The organism is Pontixanthobacter sp. (assembly GCF_049682855.1).
Taxonomy (GTDB): Bacteria; Pseudomonadota; Alphaproteobacteria; order Sphingomonadales; family Sphingomonadaceae; genus Pontixanthobacter.
The window spans coordinates 79,314-96,963 of record NZ_JBAUIK010000008.1 but is presented as its reverse complement, the minus strand read 5'-3'; the positions used below and the strand labels follow the sequence as shown (position 1 = coordinate 96,963).

At 57.6% G+C, this 17,650-nt stretch carries 17 protein-coding genes; 9 read left to right on the top strand and 8 right to left on the bottom strand.

Annotated elements, in window-relative coordinates; all coding sequences use genetic code 11:
* Nucleotides 1–30 precede the first annotated feature (30 nt).
* The 3 genes from ctrA to lptB form a co-directional block, all read right to left on the bottom strand.
* A complete protein-coding gene (gene ctrA / locus WA922_RS04205) occupies nucleotides 31–726 on the bottom strand; it encodes a response regulator transcription factor CtrA (RefSeq protein ID WP_424770426.1) in 696 nt (231 codons plus the stop codon).
* A 432-nt stretch (nucleotides 727–1,158) separates the two neighbouring features.
* The gene (gene rpoN / locus WA922_RS04200) at nucleotides 1,159–2,616 is read right to left on the bottom strand and encodes an RNA polymerase factor sigma-54 (protein WP_424770425.1); all 1,458 of its coding nucleotides are present in this window, start codon (nucleotides 2,614–2,616) and stop codon (nucleotides 1,159–1,161) included.
* Nucleotides 2,617–2,642: 26 nt separating this feature from the next.
* Nucleotides 2,643–3,440 (bottom strand): LPS export ABC transporter ATP-binding protein, encoded by a 798-nt coding sequence (gene lptB / locus WA922_RS04195; protein ID WP_424770424.1) that lies wholly within the window; start codon nucleotides 3,438–3,440, stop codon nucleotides 2,643–2,645.
* A 183-nt stretch (nucleotides 3,441–3,623) separates the two neighbouring features.
* On the opposite strand from lptB, the gene WA922_RS04190 reads away from it, so the two are divergent.
* The 3 genes from WA922_RS04190 (at nucleotide 3,624) to WA922_RS04180 (ending at nucleotide 6,848) form a co-directional block, all read left to right on the top strand.
* Nucleotides 3,624–4,022: a hypothetical protein gene (locus tag WA922_RS04190; RefSeq protein ID WP_424770423.1), complete on the top strand. Its 399-nt coding sequence runs from the start codon at nucleotides 3,624–3,626 to the stop codon at nucleotides 4,020–4,022.
* Between the two features lie 79 nt (nucleotides 4,023–4,101).
* Entirely contained in the window at nucleotides 4,102–5,457 is a 1,356-nt protein-coding gene (locus WA922_RS04185) for a TldD/PmbA family protein (RefSeq protein WP_424770422.1), read from the top strand.
* Nucleotides 5,457–6,848: a mechanosensitive ion channel domain-containing protein gene (locus tag WA922_RS04180; protein WP_424770421.1), complete on the top strand. Its 1,392-nt coding sequence runs from the start codon at nucleotides 5,457–5,459 to the stop codon at nucleotides 6,846–6,848. Before WA922_RS04185 ends, WA922_RS04180 begins: the two co-directional genes overlap by 1 nt.
* A gap of 15 nt (nucleotides 6,849–6,863) precedes the next feature.
* Here WA922_RS04180 and ppa read toward each other — a convergent pair whose 3' ends face one another.
* Entirely contained in the window at nucleotides 6,864–7,394 is a 531-nt protein-coding gene (gene ppa / locus WA922_RS04175) for an inorganic diphosphatase (protein WP_424770420.1), read from the bottom strand.
* A 116-nt stretch (nucleotides 7,395–7,510) separates the two neighbouring features.
* On the opposite strand from ppa, the gene hisS reads away from it, so the two are divergent.
* The 6 genes from hisS (at nucleotide 7,511) to metK (ending at nucleotide 14,727) form a co-directional block, all read left to right on the top strand.
* On the top strand, nucleotides 7,511–8,791 hold the full coding sequence (gene hisS, locus WA922_RS04170; protein ID WP_424770419.1) for a histidine--tRNA ligase: 1,281 nt from the start codon (nucleotides 7,511–7,513) through the stop codon (nucleotides 8,789–8,791).
* Between the two features lie 249 nt (nucleotides 8,792–9,040).
* Nucleotides 9,041–10,108, top strand: coding sequence for a peptide chain release factor 1 (gene prfA, locus WA922_RS04165; RefSeq protein WP_424770418.1), 1,068 nt, complete (start codon nucleotides 9,041–9,043; stop codon nucleotides 10,106–10,108).
* Entirely contained in the window at nucleotides 10,105–10,929 is an 825-nt protein-coding gene (prmC, locus tag WA922_RS04160) for a peptide chain release factor N(5)-glutamine methyltransferase (RefSeq protein WP_424770417.1), read from the top strand. Before prfA ends, prmC begins: the two co-directional genes overlap by 4 nt.
* Nucleotides 10,930–11,140: 211 nt before the next feature.
* Nucleotides 11,141–11,842, top strand: a complete 702-nt coding sequence (locus WA922_RS04155; RefSeq protein ID WP_424770416.1) for a DUF4167 domain-containing protein — start codon at nucleotides 11,141–11,143, stop codon at nucleotides 11,840–11,842.
* Nucleotides 11,843–11,848: 6 nt separating this feature from the next.
* Nucleotides 11,849–13,471: an apolipoprotein N-acyltransferase gene (gene lnt, locus WA922_RS04150; protein WP_424770415.1), complete on the top strand. Its 1,623-nt coding sequence runs from the start codon at nucleotides 11,849–11,851 to the stop codon at nucleotides 13,469–13,471.
* A gap of 38 nt (nucleotides 13,472–13,509) precedes the next feature.
* Entirely contained in the window at nucleotides 13,510–14,727 is a 1,218-nt protein-coding gene (gene metK / locus WA922_RS04145; protein ID WP_424770414.1) for a methionine adenosyltransferase, read from the top strand.
* Between the two features lie 106 nt (nucleotides 14,728–14,833).
* Here metK and WA922_RS04140 read toward each other — a convergent pair whose 3' ends face one another.
* From WA922_RS04140 to WA922_RS04125, 4 genes are all read right to left on the bottom strand, one after another.
* Nucleotides 14,834–15,487, bottom strand: a complete 654-nt coding sequence (locus WA922_RS04140) for a CoA transferase subunit B (protein WP_424770413.1) — start codon at nucleotides 15,485–15,487, stop codon at nucleotides 14,834–14,836.
* 2 nt (nucleotides 15,488–15,489) lie between these two features.
* Complete coding sequence (locus WA922_RS04135) at nucleotides 15,490–16,467, bottom strand: hypothetical protein (protein ID WP_424770412.1); 978 nt, start codon at nucleotides 16,465–16,467, stop codon at nucleotides 15,490–15,492.
* Nucleotides 16,464–17,183, bottom strand: a complete 720-nt coding sequence (locus WA922_RS04130; RefSeq protein ID WP_424770411.1) for a CoA transferase subunit A — start codon at nucleotides 17,181–17,183, stop codon at nucleotides 16,464–16,466. Before WA922_RS04130 ends, WA922_RS04135 begins: the two co-directional genes overlap by 4 nt.
* Before the next feature lie 158 nt (nucleotides 17,184–17,341).
* Nucleotides 17,342–17,620, bottom strand: coding sequence for a hypothetical protein (locus WA922_RS04125; RefSeq protein ID WP_424770410.1), 279 nt, complete (start codon nucleotides 17,618–17,620; stop codon nucleotides 17,342–17,344).
* Between the last annotated feature and the right edge of the window lie 30 nt (nucleotides 17,621–17,650).

Genomic DNA, 17,650 nt, shown 5'->3' with positions numbered 1-17,650 from the left:
GAGACCAGATACCATGCTGTCGGACGTCTATTACGCTGCCTCTGCAGCAGCTTCAGGGTCGCGCAGGACGTAACCACGGCCCCACACGGTTTCGATATAATTATCACCGTCGCATGCATGGCTGAGTTTTTTGCGCAGCTTGCAGATAAACACGTCGATGATCTTGAGTTCAGGCTCGTCCATGCCGCCATAGAGGTGGTTGAGGAACATTTCCTTGGTGAGCGTTGTGCCTTTGCGGAGACTCAAAAGCTCCAGCATGGCATATTCTTTACCGGTCAGATGGACGCGGGCGCCATCGACTTCGACTGTTTTGGCATCAAGGTTTACCGCAAGTTTGCCAGTGCGGATAACCGATTGGCTGTGGCCTTTCGAGCGGCGCACAACGGCATGGATACGGGCGACCAGCTCCTCGCGGTGGAACGGCTTGGTCACATAATCATCAGCGCCGAAACCGAAGCTGCGGATCTTGCTGTCCATTTCGGCAATACCGGAAAGGATCAGAACCGGCGTCTGCACCTTGGCGACGCGGAGTTTTTTCAATACGTCATAGCCGTGCATGTCGGGCAAATTCAGATCGAGCAGGATGATGTCGTAATCATACAGCTTACCCAGATCGAGGCCTTCCTCACCCAGATCGGTTGAGTAGACATTGAAGCCTTCGGTGGTCAGCATCAGCTCAATTGCTTTCGCCGTTGTCGGCTCGTCTTCAATCAACAATACTCGCATGGGTGGTTCCCCTTTGCCCAATTTTCAATCTGGTAACACATTGCTAGGATGTGTTGCGTTCGAATAACCACAAAACTTATGAACAAAAAAGGTTAATAAGCCGTAAATTCAGCGAATCAGGCGAGTTGTGGGGTTTCTGAGTCAGGGCGTTTTTGTTTGCGTTTTTGGTTTGGTCCCTCAAGCGCCGGGCGCCTGCATCCGCAGGTTTGGCTTCCTCGCATAAGCTCGCGCGGCCGCCTGAAAGATTGCGCGCCCTTGCGGTTCACTGGTCGTGAACCGATCCATTCCAAGCTACCGGTGTAATGCCTGTTCTTGGTCGCGGCAGCCAGAGCGCGACTGCCCGGCGCGCGGTTGGCGCGGTGGCTTAAGGGAGCGGATGCGACCGCCGGCGCTTAGGGTTAAAAACGAAAAACGAAAACTCCTGTCGCTTACTCAAATACCAGCGATCTTTTTGGCCCGTCTTCTCTGCACGCTAGAACCGATGCCCATCGCCTCGCGATATTTGGCGACTGTGCGCCGCGCCAGATCAAAACCCTCGCCTTTCAGCAACTCCACCAGCTTGTCATCAGAGAGGATTTTCTTCGGATCTTCCGCATCGGTCAATGCCTTGATCCGCGCCTTGACGCTTTGCGATGATGCGCCGCCTTCCCCGTCGGCATCGCCGCCAACGCCGCTCATGAAGAAATATTTAAGTTCAAACGTACCACGCTCGCAATGGAGATATTTGTTCGATGTCACGCGGCTGACCGTGCTTTCATGCATGTCAATTTCCTCTGCAACTTCGCGCAAAGTCAGCGGTTTCAGTTCTGACACACCGTTAATGAAGAATCCTGCTTGTTTGGTCACGATCTGTGAGGCGACTTTGAGAATAGTCTTTTGGCGTTGATCCAGCGCCTTGATTAACCAGTTTGCGTCGCCAAGTTTTTCATTCAGCCAGCTTTGCGATTCTTTGTCGGTGCACCCTTCGCGCAATTCGACATAATACCCGCGATTGACGATCAGTCGGGGCAGTGTTGCCTCATTCAGTGCGATATCCCAGCCGCCACCTTTGGCCGCGCTGATCAGAATATCGGGTACAATGGCCGCATCAGTATCCGATCCATAGGCGAGGCCCGGCTTGGGATCATATTCGCGCAATTCACTCAGCATATCGGCAAAGTCTTCATCATCGACATCGCACATGCGTTTGAGGCGCGCAAATTCGCCGCGCGCTACCAGATCGAGATTGTCGATCAGCCGCGCCATGCACGGATCATAACGGTCCGCTTCTGTGGCTTGCAGAGCGAGGCATTCGCTTAAATCACGCGCACCAACGCCGGTGGGGTCGAGCGTCTGTATCAATCTTAGCGCACGTTCGGCTTCTGCGAGCGGGACCGCAAGATCGTCACTAATTTCGCGCAGATCGCTGCGTAGGTAACCCGCTTCGTCCAATTGCCCGATCAAATGGCGGGCGAGAAATTCCTCGCGCGTGTCGCTGGCCGCGCTGCCAATTTGCGCGCCGAGATGTTCGGCCAGCGAGAGGGCGGCGCTGCTGCGTTCCTCTATACCGGGGGCATCATCGGGCGGCGCGCCCGCACCCCCTGCACCCCATTCGCCGTCGCCAGTATCGCGGTCCTGATCAATCGCGGAACGATCAATATCAAGAGCAGGTTCTGCCGCATCGGGGGCATCGGCTGTCGCCGGTTCGGCGGGTGCTTCGTCTGCGGCAGGCGCGGCGTCATCGCGGCGCACGTCACCGGCTTCCAGCAACGGATTTGCCTCCAGCGCATCGCCGATAAAGCTTTCAATTTCCAGATTGGACAGCGCCAGCAGCTTGATCGCCTGCTGCAATTGCGGCGTCATGACCAGCGACTGCGACTGGCGAAGGTCCAGGCGGGGGCTTAATGCCAAGGCTTAAAGGTCCGCTGCGGCGCTCATTACAGAGTGAAGCCTTCACCCAGATAGAGGCGCTTAACATTCTCGTCTGCCACCAGATCCTGCGGCGTACCGGCAAACAGCACCTGCCCGCCATAGATGATGCATGCGCGGTCAACGATTTCCAGCGTTTCGCGGACATTATGATCGGTAATCAAAACGCCGATCCCGCGGGTTTTCAAATCCTTCACCAGATCGCGAATATCGCTGATTGACAGAGGGTCAATTCCGGCAAAGGGTTCATCGAGCAGCATGATGGAGGGTTTTGCGGCCAGCGCCCGGGCAATCTCGCACCGCCGCCGTTCACCGCCCGATAGCGCCATCGCCGGAGAAGACCGGAGCCGCGTCAGGCCAAATTCGTCAAGCAGACGCTCTAGCTCGGCACCGCGCGTATCTGCGTCGGGTTCAACCATCTCAAGGACGCAATTGATGTTTTGTTCAACCGTCATCCCGCGAAAAATGCTGGTTTCCTGCGGCAGATAGCCAAGGCCAAGGATCGCGCGCCGATACATCGGCAGATTTGTGACATCATCCCCGTCCATCAAAATGCGGCCTGCATCGGGCCGCACCAGGCCCATAATCGAATAGAAACAGGTGGTTTTGCCTGCGCCATTCGGCCCCAGCAGGCCCAGAACCTCGCCCTTGCCAACACTCAGCGAAATATCCGATAGAATCGCGCGTTTATCATATGATTTTGCAATCGAAATGACTTCCAGCCCGCCCGTGGGCAGTGGAGCCGCCGCGTCCAGGGGTGCGGCATCGGCAGCGAGGGCGGTCTTGTCGGCGTGTATCGTTGTCATGGTGACACTATGTAGCAGGCGGCTATTTCATGAAAAGGCCTGTTTGTCAGATTTTGGCAGGATTCATGCATGGCCGCACTCTTCCCCCATTTGCCTTGCAATTTGGTTACTGCCCTTGATTGTATGCGCCGAGTTTGAGATAGCTTACGCATAATGAGGAACCATACATGTGGGAGAGAGCGCATGGCTAAGGCGTTAAAACAGACGTCTGCTGCAACCCAGACCGGTGCAGGGGCAACACAATTCCAGGATAGAGCCCGCGACTGGCGCAAAAGTATGAGCGACAATGTCGCCTATGCGCTGGTTGTCTATACGGCGCTTCATATCTTTTTGACCGTTGGGGCGATGAAGGAAACCGGGATCAAATCAATGGCGCTGTTTGCGCTGGTGGTTCTGGTGGTCGGCATCATTCCCGCTTGCCGCCGGTTTGAGAAACGCTGGCGCGATCTGAACGATAGCGAAGCGAGCGACCCGGCACTGTCCGGCGCATTCCGGCGTGACCAGATTCTGGTCTGGCTGATGGCGCTGGGCCTGCCATTTGCGCTCACCGTTCTGTTCAAACTGATCGGAACGATGGGCTGAAATTTGCCCGTGTAACTCCTGCTTGCCTAGCAGCAGATTGCTGCCTAACTGCGCCGCATGAGCCAGACGGTACGCGATAATGATTGATCCGGAAACCGCGCAGGATCGCTGCGGGCAGATGATCGAACTTGCCCGGCGGGCAGGTGCGGATGCAGCCGATACGGTTATCACCGGCAGCGCATCGGAAAGTGTGACCGTGCGGCTGGGCGCGCTGGAAGATGCCGAGCGGTCAGAAGACGAATCGCTCAGCCTGCGTGTGTTTATCGGGCAACGATCCGCCACTGTCAGCGCCGCAAATTTTACCTCTGCTGCGGCGCAAGACATGGCCGAGCGGGCGGTGGCAATGGCGCGGTTGGCGCCCGAGGATCCCCATGCCGGCCTCGCACCAGCGGACGCGCTGATAAACGGCGCGGTTACAAGCGATCTTGATCTGGTTGATCCGCAAGACCCCGATCCGGACCGGCTGAAACAACGTGCGCTCATGATGGAAGATGCCGCGCGCGCGGTCGCTGGGGTTACCAACAGCCAGGGCGCCAGCGCCAGTTTTGGCGAAAGCGTGGTTGCGCTGGGCACCAGTCACGGTTTCATCGGAGCCTATCGCGGTACCAGTCACGGTATCAGCGCCAGCGTTATTGCCGGAGAGGGCGCCAGCATGCAGCGCGATTACGCCTACCGTATGGCCCGGCACGCGGCCAATCTGCCGCCCTGCGCTGATATTGGCAAGCTGGCCGGAAAACGCGCCGTTGCGCGGCTGGACCCCAAGACCATGCCGAGCGGCAGCATGCCGATTATGTTTGATCCGCGAGTCAGCGATTCGCTGGTCGGGCATCTGCTTGGCGCGATGAACGGTGCAGGAATTGCGCGCCGGTCCAGTTTTCTGCTTGATCGGCTGGGGGATATTCTGTTTCCAACCGATATTGTCATCACCGATGATCCGCACCGGCCGCGCGGCCCGCGTTCACGCCTGTTTGACGGGGAAGGCCTGCCAACATCGCGCAGCAATCTGGTCGAGGGCGGTCATGTGACTGGCTGGCTGCTGAATGCGGCATCTGCGCGGCAATTGGGTTTGCCGCCCACCGGCCATGCCTCACGCGGCGGCAGCGGCGCGCCCGGCGTGTCTGCCGCCAATGTGCATATGCACCCCGGAACACTCTCGCGCGCAGCAATGATCGCGGAAATTGCGGACGGCGTATTGGTAACCGAACTGGTCGGCCAAGGGGTCAATCCGGTTACCGGCGATTACAGCCGCGCTGCGTCCGGCTTCCGCATCCGTGACGGTGAGCTGGCAGAGGCGGTGTCGGGTTTCACTATTGCGGGGAATCTGCTCGAAATGTACGCCGCAATGGTACCAGCCGACGATCTGGAAATGCATAACGCCGTTAACGCGCCAACTATTCGGGTGGACGGAATGACGATTGCCGGAGATACTGCGTGATGCGTATCGCTGTTTTCATTGCCGCATTTCTGGCCCTGTCCCACGTGCCAGCTCAGGCGATTTTGCCTGCACCCAGCGAACCCACCCAGGAAGCCGCGCCGCCACCAGCACAGACCATTGATGCCGAAACCGATGCCGGTGAAGATCAGCGGATTGCTGAGCGGATTGCCGGAATATTTTCTGCGCTGGATAATTTGGATACGGTCACAGTCGCGGTGCAGGACGGTGTCGTCACGCTGTCGGGTGTTGTCCCCACGGAGGAAGAAATCAGCAAAGCCGGGCAGTTGGCATCGCAGATTGACGGTGTCGTGACCGTCCAGAACCGTTTGGAACGTGATGTCTCCATCGGGAAGAATTTGGGTGCATTGCAAAGCCTGTCCGGCAAAGCCGCTGACTTTATCGCTTTGCTGCCCTTGCTGGGTGTGGCGGTGTTGGCAGCATTGGTGATTGCTGCGGCAGGCTATCTGATAGCCGGATTTGGGGCGTTCTGGCGGCGCGTAATGCCCAATGTGTTTTTGGCTGAATTGGTCGCGAGCGCAATCCGTTTCGTGTTTGTCATCGGCGGGGTGGTGATCGCGCTCGATATGATCGGAGCGACCGCCTTGCTAGGTGCGGTGCTGGGCGGAGCGGGCGTCATCGGTATCGGGCTGGGTTTCGCAATGCGCGAAACGATCGAAAACTATGTCGCTTCCTTGATGTTGAGCCTGCGTCAGCCATTCCGGGCCAACGATCATGTGGTAATAGATGATCTGGAAGGGCGCATCATCCGCCTCACCAGCCGTGCAACAATCATGATGACATTGGACGGCAATCATTTGCGGATCCCCAACGCAACAGTATTCAAGGCGGTGATCCTGAATTACACGACCAATCCGCAGCGCCGGTTCTCCTTTGAACTGGGGATTGATGCCGATGATGATCCATCGCAGGCGCGGGGGCTGGGCCGCGCGGTTTTTGCAGGTTTGCCGTTTGTCCTGAGCGCGCCCGCCCCCGAAGCGCGTATCGTGAATGTCGGCGATTCCAACATCGTGATCCAGTTTCTGGCCTGGATCAATCAGCAGGACACTGATCTCAACAAAGCGCGTAGCCAGGCGCTGGCTGCGATGAAAACCGCGCTTGAAGATGCAGGTTTTGGTCTGCCAGAACCGATTTACCGGGTGCGGCTGGATGAACGGACGGGGCCGCTGCCTCTTCAACGATTGGCGCAGCCGACAAATACAGCCGATACACCAGCTGCGACAGCTGGGTCCCGTTCGCGTCCGGTCCGGCCCGCTGTGGCAGACGAAGAGGATGTGACGCCGGAAAATGATATTGCCAAAATGGTTCTGACCGAACGGCAAAGCACGGTTGCCGATGACGATTTACTCGACCAGCGGCGCCCCACGGAATAGCACGCTTGCCGCAGCTTAGCTCTGTTTGGCCAGCTCGATGGCTTCCATGACCACTTTTCTGGCCTCTTCCGCGTTACCCCATTGGCCGACCCGTACCCACTTTTCAGGCTCCAGGTCTTTGTAATGGGTAAAGAAATGCTCGATCTGCTGGAAGATGATCGACGGCAAATCCTTGGTCTCGCCAACATCCGAATAATACGGGAATGTCGTATCCACCGGCACACAGATCAGCTTTTCATCGCCGCCATGCTCGTCTTCCAGATTGAGCACGCCAATCGGGCGCGCGCGCACCACGCAACCAGCAATAAACGGACTGCGCGAAATCACCAGCGCGTCCAGCGGATCACCATCGGGCGACAATGTGTGCGGCACAAATCCGTAATTGGCGGGATAGCGCATCGGTGTGTGCAGAATCCGGTCAACAAACAGCGCGCCTGATGCTTTGTCGAATTCGTATTTCACCGGTTCGCCTCCGGTGGGCACCTCGATAATCACATTGAGGCTTTCGGGCGGATTGTCGCCAATGCTGAGTTTGCTGATATCCATGCCCGTTCAATAGCGGCGGCGGCGTGTTCCGCCAAGCGGGAAATGCTGCACTGCGGCAGGACAATTGCGGGCCGCCGCATATTGCGGGCGTAGCGGCAACCGCCTAAGCGGCGCATATGAGTAAGACCACCAAACCCAAAGTACCGCAGGCCATTCGCGGAACGCAGGATATTTTCGGCCCCGATGCGGAAGCATTTGCCTATGTGGTCGGGACATTCGAGCGTGTCCGTAAACTCTACCGCTTCCGCCGCGCGGAAATGCCCGTGTTTGAAAAAACTGAAGTCTTCGCGCGTTCGCTGGGTGAGACAACCGATGTTGTGTCGAAAGAAATGTACAGCTTCGATGATCGCGGCGGAGAATCGCTCACTTTGCGGCCCGAGTTCACTGCCGGAATTGCGCGCGCATTTCTGACCAATGGCTGGCAGCAACACGCGCCGCTGAAACTGGCAACGCACGGGCCATTGTTCCGGTATGAACGCCCGCAAAAGGGTCGCTATCGCCAGTTCCACCAAATCGATGCCGAGATCATTGGCGCGGGCGAGCCGCAGGCCGATGTTGAACTGCTCGCAATGGCGGATCAATTGCTCAAGGAATTGGGCATTCATGATGTGACGCTGCATCTCAATACGCTAGGAGACGGTGAAAGCCGCGAAGCATGGCGCGCGGCGTTGATCGGCTATTTTCGTGACGTGAAGGACCAGCTATCCGAAGATTCGCAAGAACGGCTGGAGAAAAATCCGCTGCGCATTCTCGACAGCAAGGACCGGCTCGACACACCGTTTCTAGCAGATGCGCCCAAGATTGATGATTTTCTATCGGATGAAGCGCGCGCGTTTTTCGATGCGGTAACCAGCGGATTGGATGCGGCGGGCGTAAAATGGAAACGCGCCGAAGCCTTGGTGCGCGGCCTCGATTATTACCGGCATACCGCGTTTGAATTTATTCCCGATGAAGGCAGCGCGTCGGCTGACAAGCTGGGTAGCCAAAGTACGGTACTGGGCGGCGGGCGCTATGACGGGCTGATCGAGAATTTGGGCGGCGCTGCGACACCCGCTGTGGGCTGGGCGGCGGGGATCGAGCGGCTGGCGATGCTGGTGGGGGATGTAGAGGATAACAAGCTTGAGGTGGCTATCGCTGCTGAGAACCCTGAAAGGGAAAGTGAAGCAGTAGAGCTTGTCTCTGCTTATCGGAAAGCGGGATTTTCTGCAGAAGTGTTTGCGACAGGTAGTCCACGTAAGCGATATGATCGCGCGAGAAGAAGCAATCCCGCAGTTTTAATTTCTCTGGACGTAAGAGATGGAATCCCGAGCCACTCAGTTTCTTTGCTTGAGCATGATTACAGTCGAGCATCAGAATCAAACGCTATATTTGATAGCTATCGACTCGCTATTTCATGATTAGTGGCTTGCCAAATAAAGTTCGTCATTCCCGCGAGAGGGCGGAAGATGATTGACCTTTCCTACAGGCAGCATCCTTCGCTATTGCCTCTGGCATACGACCGGCTGACCCAAATCCCCCCGGGGGCGCCCCAAACAGTGCCCATCATGATAAACACGGTTTAGTACAATAAATTCAAATAGATAGAAAGAAACTGACCGCTTGACACGGTGTCAATTGTGTCAAGCAAGTGTCACCCGGAAACGATCATGACCATCACCGCTGACCGCCTTCGCCAGATTACCGGACGCTTCGCTGAACTCGAAGCGCGCATGGCGTCGGGCACGCTGGAGGGGGATGCGTTCGTCAAAGCGAGCCGCGATTATGCGGAGCTGGAGCCGGTCGCCAATATTGCCAGCGAAGTCAGCGCGATGCGCGATGAAATGGCTGGCCTCACCGGAATGCTTGCCGATCCCGAAATGAAAGCGATGGCGCAGGAGGAGCTTGCAGAACTCAACGCGGCGCTTCCCGCGAAAGAACGTGCACTGGCTCTGGCTATGCTGCCGCGTGACAGCGCCGATGCGCGCCCTGCCATGCTGGAAATCCGCGCGGGTACTGGCGGCGATGAGGCCGGGCTGTTCGCAGGCGATCTTTACCGGATGTACGAGAAATTCGCGGCGGAAATGGGCTGGAAAATCGAGCCAGTCAGCATGAGCGCGGCCGATGTTGGCGGATTTAAGGAAATCGTCGCCAATATTCGCGGGACGGGCGTGTTTGCCAAGATGAAATTTGAAAGCGGGGTCCACCGGGTACAGCGCGTGCCGGTGACCGAGAGCGGTGGGCGTATCCATACCTCTGCGGCCACTGTGGCGGTGCTGCCGGAGCCGGATGAGGTGGATGTCCATATTGATGCGAATGACCTGAAAATCGACATTTACCGGGCATCGGGCGCAGGCGGTCAGCATGTCAACACGACCGATTCCGCCGTCCGCCTCACGCATTTGCCAACCGGTTTGGTGGTAATCCAGCAGGATCAGCGCAGCCAGCACAAGAACCGCGACAAGGCAATGCAGGTACTGCGCACGCGGCTATATGACCTTAAACGCGCAGAGGCGCACGGCGAAGAAGCCGAAGCGCGCAAAGCGATGGTCGGCAGCGGCGACCGGTCCGAGCGCATCCGCACTTACAATTTCCCGCAGGGGCGCGTGACCGATCACCGAATTGGGCTGACGCTGCACAAATTGCCCGAAGTCCTGGAAGGCACCGGATTGACCGAACTGATCGACGCGCTGATCGCAGAAGACGAAGCGAAGCGTCTGGCTGCACTCGATTCGTGACCAGCGTTGCCGCCGCTTTGCGCAGCGCAGCCGAGATCCTGGCCAGCACGTCGGACACAGCGCGGCTCGATGCAGAACTGCTGATGGCCAATGCACTGGGCATGTCGCGTTCCGATATGTTGCTGCACGGTACAGAACTCGCCGCGCCTGATAGCTTCGCAGGCTTTGTCGCGCGCCGAAGCCATCATGAGCCGGTTGCCTATATAGTGGGCGTTCAAGAATTTTATGGCCGCGCGTTTCGTGTGTCGGCTGATGTGCTGATCCCGCGCAGCGATAGCGAGACGATTGTCGCGGCTGCGCTGGCCCGGTGCGGCAAGACGGCGCGTATTCTCGATCTGGGTACCGGATCGGGCGCTTTGCTGCTAACTCTTCTCGCGGAGAAAGCCGGTACTAGCGGGATCGGGATTGATGCATCACTGGCGGCTGCGTCCATCGCGGCCTCCAATGCTGCCCATCTGGAGGTTGCAGACCGCGCGCAGATTCTCCACCGCGACTGGACATGTGCCGGGTGGCAGGAGGGGTTGGGGCAATTTGATCTGATTGTAGCCAACCCGCCTTATGTTGAAACGACCGTGAAACTGGAAGCATCCGTGGCGGCTTTTGAGCCAGCCGCGGCTCTTTTTGCCGGAGCCGAAGGGCTGGATGATTACCGCATTATTGTTCCGCAATTGCGCGGTCTGCTGGCCTGCGGCGGATTCTGTGTTGTTGAAATCGGGTATCAGCAAGCAGATGCGGTGAGCGCACTGGCAGGGGATTGCGGCTTTGCGGTGGAGCTGTTCCGTGATCTTGCCCACAGGCCGCGCGCATTAATGTTGCGATAAAAGCTTGGCAAAGCGCGAATGAGTCATTACGCCATACCCCAGACCAGCGGTTTTTGGTGTTTTGCCTCCAACCCGGTCTAGCCCCAACATCTGCGATCCGCTTGCGCCACGGCGCTTACGCGACTGACACAGGCAAATTGCAAACGGGGATCATTGTTTGACCAGGCCGGTCTTACGCACTGCCATTGGTCGTTAACGGGAAGAGCATTCCTTGAATAACCATCGTAATAATAACAACAATCGCCGCCGCGGCCGCAACAATAACAATCGCAATCAGGGCGGTGCCAACCAGGCAAACCGGATTGATAGCAGAGCGCGTGGAAACGCGCCGCAATTGCTCGATAAGTATAAAAAGCTGGCGCAGGATGCACAGCATCACGGCGACCGCGTGCAGCAGGAATATTATCTGCAATTTGCCGATCATTATTTCCGTGTGATTGCGGATAATAAAGCGCGCCAGGATGAAGCGCGCGCCAAACGGCAGGATGAGCGGGGCGATTCCAGTGATGACCAGAATGATGGCGATGATGACGAAAGCCGCAACGAAGGTCGCAATGACAATAGAGCAAGCCGCCGCCCGCGCGGACGCCGCGACGAACAAGGCGATAGCGGTCGCAACCAAGAACGGGGCCGCAGTAGACGTCCGCGTAATGATGATACCTCAGACAGCGCATCTGATGCTGATCACCAGAGCGAAGGCAGTCCGGGCAGTGACGCCGATGACGCGCCGGTCCGCAAAACGGCCAAACCGCGCAAGCCGCGCGCCCGTAAATCCGTAGAAGACACAGGCGCGCTCGATCTTGCTGCTTTGCCGCCCGCGATCGGGGACAGCGCAGAAGACGACAAGCCTAAGCGCGCCCCGCGCCGCCGCCGCAAAGCCAGCGATGACGAGGCGGTGGCAGCAGCCGAGTAAGACGCAGTGGCGAGCGGGCAGATATCGGCCTTGCTCGGTAAGGCCATAGATACGGCGCTGCATCGTCCGCGACTGGCGGCGATCCTGCTTGGCGCAGTCGCTGCATGCGGGTTTCCGCCTTTATCGCTGTGGCCGCTGACGGTTATTGCTGTGGCCGTGCTGGCATGGCTGCTGTTCACGGCAGCAGACTGGCGCAAAGCATCATGGATTGGCTGGTGCTTTGGTGCCGGTCACTTTACGCTTGCCAATAACTGGATTGCTGCCGCTTTTACCTATCAGGAGGCCATGCCGCATTTGCTTGGCTGGTTGGCGGTTCCGTTGCTGGCGCTCTATCTCGCCATATATCCGGCATTGGCATCGCTGGGTGCAAAACTCATCGCCGGACGCCGTGCCGGTTTCGGTGTGTTTGGCGCGGCCTTCACCGGGTGCTGGATTATCAGCGAATGGCTTCGAAGCTGGGTGTTTACCGGCTTTGCGTGGGATCCGCTGGGTCTGGCATTTCTGGGCGGCTTTCAAGAACCGGGCATTGCAGCCATTCTGCCCTGGGTGGGCACTTACGGCCTCTCTGGCATCGTCATCGCGATCTCGACATTATTGGCGTTATGCGTGTCGAGGCGGCTATGGCTCAGCGGCGCGGCCTGTGCGCTTATGCTCGCCGCTGGCATGCATGCACCGTTTCAGGCACTGTTTGGTGAGCGAGCGGAAGGGACGCTCGCTTTCACTCTGGTCCAGCCCGATACGCGGCAGGATGATCTGAACGATCCGTCCAAGTTTGAAGCGCAATTCCTACGCACAGCGATGCTTACGCGCAAGCAGGAGGGTGTGGGTAAGCGCCTGATCCTGTGGCCGGAATCGGGCATTCCCGACTATCTCCGCGACGGTTACCCGCAGCGTTACTATAATCAAATGACCGCAGGCGGTGATCCCGCCTTTGCCCGTTTCCGCATCGGGCGCGTGGTCGATGAAGGCGGGATGCTGCTGACCGGTGCAGTCGATCTGGAAATTGAAAACGGGCGTGCGTATGGGGCGCGCAATGCGGTCACCGCGATTAACGAAAATGGCGAGATTGTCGCCGGATATGATAAGGCCCATCTGGTGCCATATGGTGAATATCTGGCGCTGCGATGGTTGCTGGAACCGCTCGGCGCGACGCGGCTTGTGGCCGGTACAATAGATTTTATTCCCGGCCCCGGCCCGCAAACGCTCGATTTGGGTGAGTGGGGCCGGGTCAGCGTCCAGATTTGTTACGAGATCATTTTTTCTGGCGATGTATTCGATCCGGACAACCGGCCCGATTATATCTTCAACCCGTCCAATGAAGGCTGGTTTGGATCGTGGGGCCCGCCGCAGTTCTTTGCGCAGGCGCGTATGCGCGCCATTGAGGAGGGTCTGCCAGTTTTGCGATCCACAACTACGGGAATCAGCGGAGTTATTGATGCTGACGGGGTTGTTCGCGACACTATCCCAATGCACCGCGCATCGCGGCTTGACGGCCTGGTCCCGCCAGCGAAGCCGCCGACGCTGTTTGCGCAGCTGGGCAATATATTGCCGCTTGGTCTGGCGCTACTCGCGATAGTTTTGGCGGCGGGAATGCGATCATATCTTGCCAGTGGCAAGCGTGACAGCTAGGGAAAATCAGACATAAAGATTTCTTTATATGAGGCTCCATGCGCAATTCATTTCTCTTCACATCGGAAAGCGTTTCCGAAGGTCACCCCGATAAGGTTTCCGACCAGATATCCGATGCCATCGTCGATCTTTTTCTGAGCATTGACCCCGAAGCGCGCATTGCGTGCGAGACCATGACGACAACGCAATTGGTGGTGCTTGCAGGTGAAATTCGCGGCCAGGGCATTTACGAAAATGGCCAATGGGCAGCCGGTATCCCGGAGCGCGTTGAGGAAACCGTTCGCAATACGGTGCGCGCGATCGGTTACGAGCAAGACGGCTTCCATTGGGAAACGCTGAAATTTGAAAACAATCTGCACGGCCAGTCGGTTGATATTGCGCAAGGCGTCGATGCTGGTACCGACAAGGATGAAGGCGCGGGCGACCAGGGCATCATGTTTGGCTATGCGTCCGACGAAACGCCCGATCTGATGCCCGCCACGCTGGATTACAGCCACAAAATTCTCGAACGGATGGCGCAGGACCGGAAATCGGGCGCAGCACCGTTTTTGGAGCCGGACACCAAGAGCCAGGTTACCTTACGCTATGCCAATGAACGCCCGGTTGAGGCAACCGCGATTGTCGTGTCGACCCAGCACGCGCCGGGATATTACTTCCACAATGGCGAGGGCGACGAGGCGAAATATAATGAGCTGCGCGATTACGTAAAAGGCGTCATTGCCGAAGTTTTGCCTGCAGAATTGCTGAGCGACAATACCGTCTATCACATTAATCCCACAGGAAAGTTTGAGATTGGCGGCCCCGATGGAGATGCCGGTCTGACCGGACGCAAGATCATTGTCGATACCTATGGCGGTGCCGCGCCGCATGGGGGCGGTGCATTTAGCGGTAAGGACCCGACCAAAGTTGACCGGTCGGCGGCATATATCACTCGTTATCTGGCGAAGAATATCGTCGCGGCAGGCTTTGCCCGGCGCTGCACCATGCAGTTATCCTATGCCATCGGCGTGGCGGAACCGCTGTCGATTTATGTCGATTTGCACGGCACCGGCAGCATTGATGAAGGGCGTATCGAGGCGGCCATACCCGCTTTGGTGAAACTGACGCCCAAAGGCATCCGTACGCATCTTGGCCTGAATAAGCCTATCTATCGCGGTACTGCGGCTTATGGTCACTTTGGCCGGACGGCGGAAGGCGAACTGTTCCCGTGGGAAAAGACCGATCTGGTCGACAAGCTGAAAGCCGCGTTGGCGTAACCGGTTACTAAAGCGGGCACGCATAAGAGCAAGCGGGCCTTCCGGATCGTCCGCTCTGTGCATCTCGGAATGGCCGGCAGTCACCTGCTGCTGGCCGCGCTGATGCTTATCCAGTAACGTAATGCGCCGTTGTTTTCGCGGCGATTTCGTCCGCAGATACACCAGGGGCGCATTCGATCAATGTAAACGGGGCATCTTTGGTGGGGCGCTGAAATACCGCTAGATCCGAAATAATCATATCGACCACGTTTTTACCCGTTAGCGGTAAAGAGCATTCGGGGATGAATTTGGGTGCACCGCTTTTGCTGGTATGCTCCATCACGACAATGATCTTCTTGACGCCAGCGACCAGATCAATCGCACCGCCCATGCCTTTGATCATTTTGCCAGGGATCATCCAATTGGCGATATCGCCATTCTGTGCGACTTCCATTGCGCCCAGAACAGTCAGATCAATATGTCCGCCGCGGATCATTGCAAAACTGGCAGCACTGTCGAAATAGGCGGATTGCGGCAGTTCGCTGATGGTTTGCTTGCCCGCATTGATCAGGTCTGGATCAACCTCGTCCTCATATGGGAAGGGGCCGATGCCAAGCATCCCGTTTTCTGACTGCAATGTCACTTCCATATCGGCAGGAATGTGGTTGGCGACCAATGTCGGTATGCCGATGCCCAAATTGACGTAATAGCCATCGCGCAATTCCTGGGCGGCGCGCGCGGCCATTTGATCACGTGTCCAACCGGTGGCAACTTCAGACATGTTCATTGTCCCTCAGACGAAAAGGTAGGGGTGGTGGGCGCCGCTGACCCGGATGATAGCGGCAGGGGTGCAAGAAACCAGCCGGCACCGACCAGTTCCTCCAGCGGCTGCGCCAATTCGGGGCTTTTCAAATAATCATACAATTCATCAAAGTCGGCGCGCGTATCGCCAGCAATGGCGATCAAACAATGGGTGTCCTGCACATCTGCGCGGCGTTGTTGCTTGCGGTCTTCCGCGCGCCGCATCAGCAACAGCCCGTCATCACCCTCGGGGTCCAACCCCGATGCAGCAAGCAGACGGCGAACAGGCGCAGCTTTCAACGCGGTCTGTCCTGACAACCAGAATATATCGACTTCCTGGCTGCGCAGTGCCCGTGTAATATCTGCCAATTGTGGCTGGGCCTGCCGCATTGTCGCGGCATCGAACAGGCCATCTGCCGGATCAAGATCGAACAGCACAGCAGGCGGGCGGATACTGCAATCTGCGCGCGATGGGCTGAGCGCGCCCGGCGCGGCGAGAACTGCCGATTGACGCGGGCGCTCGACCGGATCCCGGTTCGCTTCCGTCTCGACATACCGGTACATCGCGTCATACGCCCGCGCGCTGAACCTGGCTTGCGGCGTGCGGGCAGGCGGTGCAGTGGACAGCGGCGCGCCGGGTTCTGTCGGTGCGTCCAGCCCCTTCGGCGGCCTGGGACTGCGCGGCGCGACATCTAACAGATCGACATATGCGGGGCCCGGAGGGGTCACCTTGGCGTTCTCTCTTTTTAGAACAGGCTCTGTCTGTTCAGCTGGCTTCTGCTGCGCTGCTGCTGGCTGAGCGGTGTCCGCACCAGCATTTGCCGCCCGGCCCGAGGCCGCATCAAGCCGATCCTTGCCAAGGATGGCTCCGCCCGCAGCCAGCGGGATTACTGCAGCGACACAGCCGGATAGCAGCAGAGCGGCAGATGGCAGAATTACCCCCCGATAAAGCTGGTTCATGCGCGCTCTCGCTCTCTGGTCGTCAGAAACTCGATTTGCTTGTCGTATGGCGCGCCCACAATCATGCGCTGCACGTAAATACCGGGCAGATGGATAGAATCGGGATCAAGCGACCCGGCAGGGACGATTTCCTCCACCTCCACAACGCAAATTTTGCCGCATGTGGCAGCCGGAATATTGAAATTGCGGGCGGTCTTGCGGAATACCAGATTACCGGTTTCGTCCGCTTTCCATGCTTTAACTATGGCAAGATCGGCAAATATACCGCGCTCCAGAATGTAATCCTCCGGCCCGTCGCGCCCGTCAAAAGTTTTGACTTCCTTGCCCTCGGCCACTTGCGTGCCGACACCGGTTTTGGTGTAAAAACCGGGAATACCCGCCCCGCCCGCGCGCATCCGCTCGGCCAGGGTGCCTTGCGGGCAAAACTCAACCTCAAGCTCGCCCGACAGAAATTGCCGTTCAAATTCCTTATTTTCGCCAACATAGGACGAGATCATTTTTCTGACTTGTTTGGAGCGGAGCAATTTTCCGATCCCGGCATTATCGATCCCGGCATTATTGCTGGCAAAAGTGAGGCCAGTGACGCCGCTATCGCGGATTGCGTCGATAAACCGTTCGGCAATCCCGCAAAGGCCAAAGCCGCCCGAAGCGATCAGCATATCATTGCGGATCACGCCATCAAGAGCAGAGGCGGCGTCAGGATAGAGTTTTTTCATCGGCTTCCCAATTTGGTCATATGATATCACAGCAGCGGCCCGAGCGTGTGGCAAGCGGCGCGGGGGCTGCGAATCGCCGTGTAATTGGGCTTCGACGTAAAGTCACCCCTACGGCAACACCCGGCGTATGCCGCACTGCACAATTAATGTCTGCCGGATTAACGAATTGCTTTTGTTGCAACCAAAAGAGTATCGAAAATCATCATATTTTCAACCATATAAATCGCTTTTCCGGGTTCTTGCAAAATATGCAACCATGAATGTCCTTTTCGCACTTGCACAAAACGGCGGTAGCGCGCATTTAGACGGTGCCTTTTTAGGCATCCTCTCCCAAAACTTTTCAGGCCCGGCTGCTTGCGGTCGGGCCTTTTTTCTGGCTGGTGGTCTGACCCGGTGGGCTGATTGCGATCCGCAGCGGTTACCGCGCGGCCGGCCAAGAACCCGTTTGCATAGTGTGCTTTCGCTTC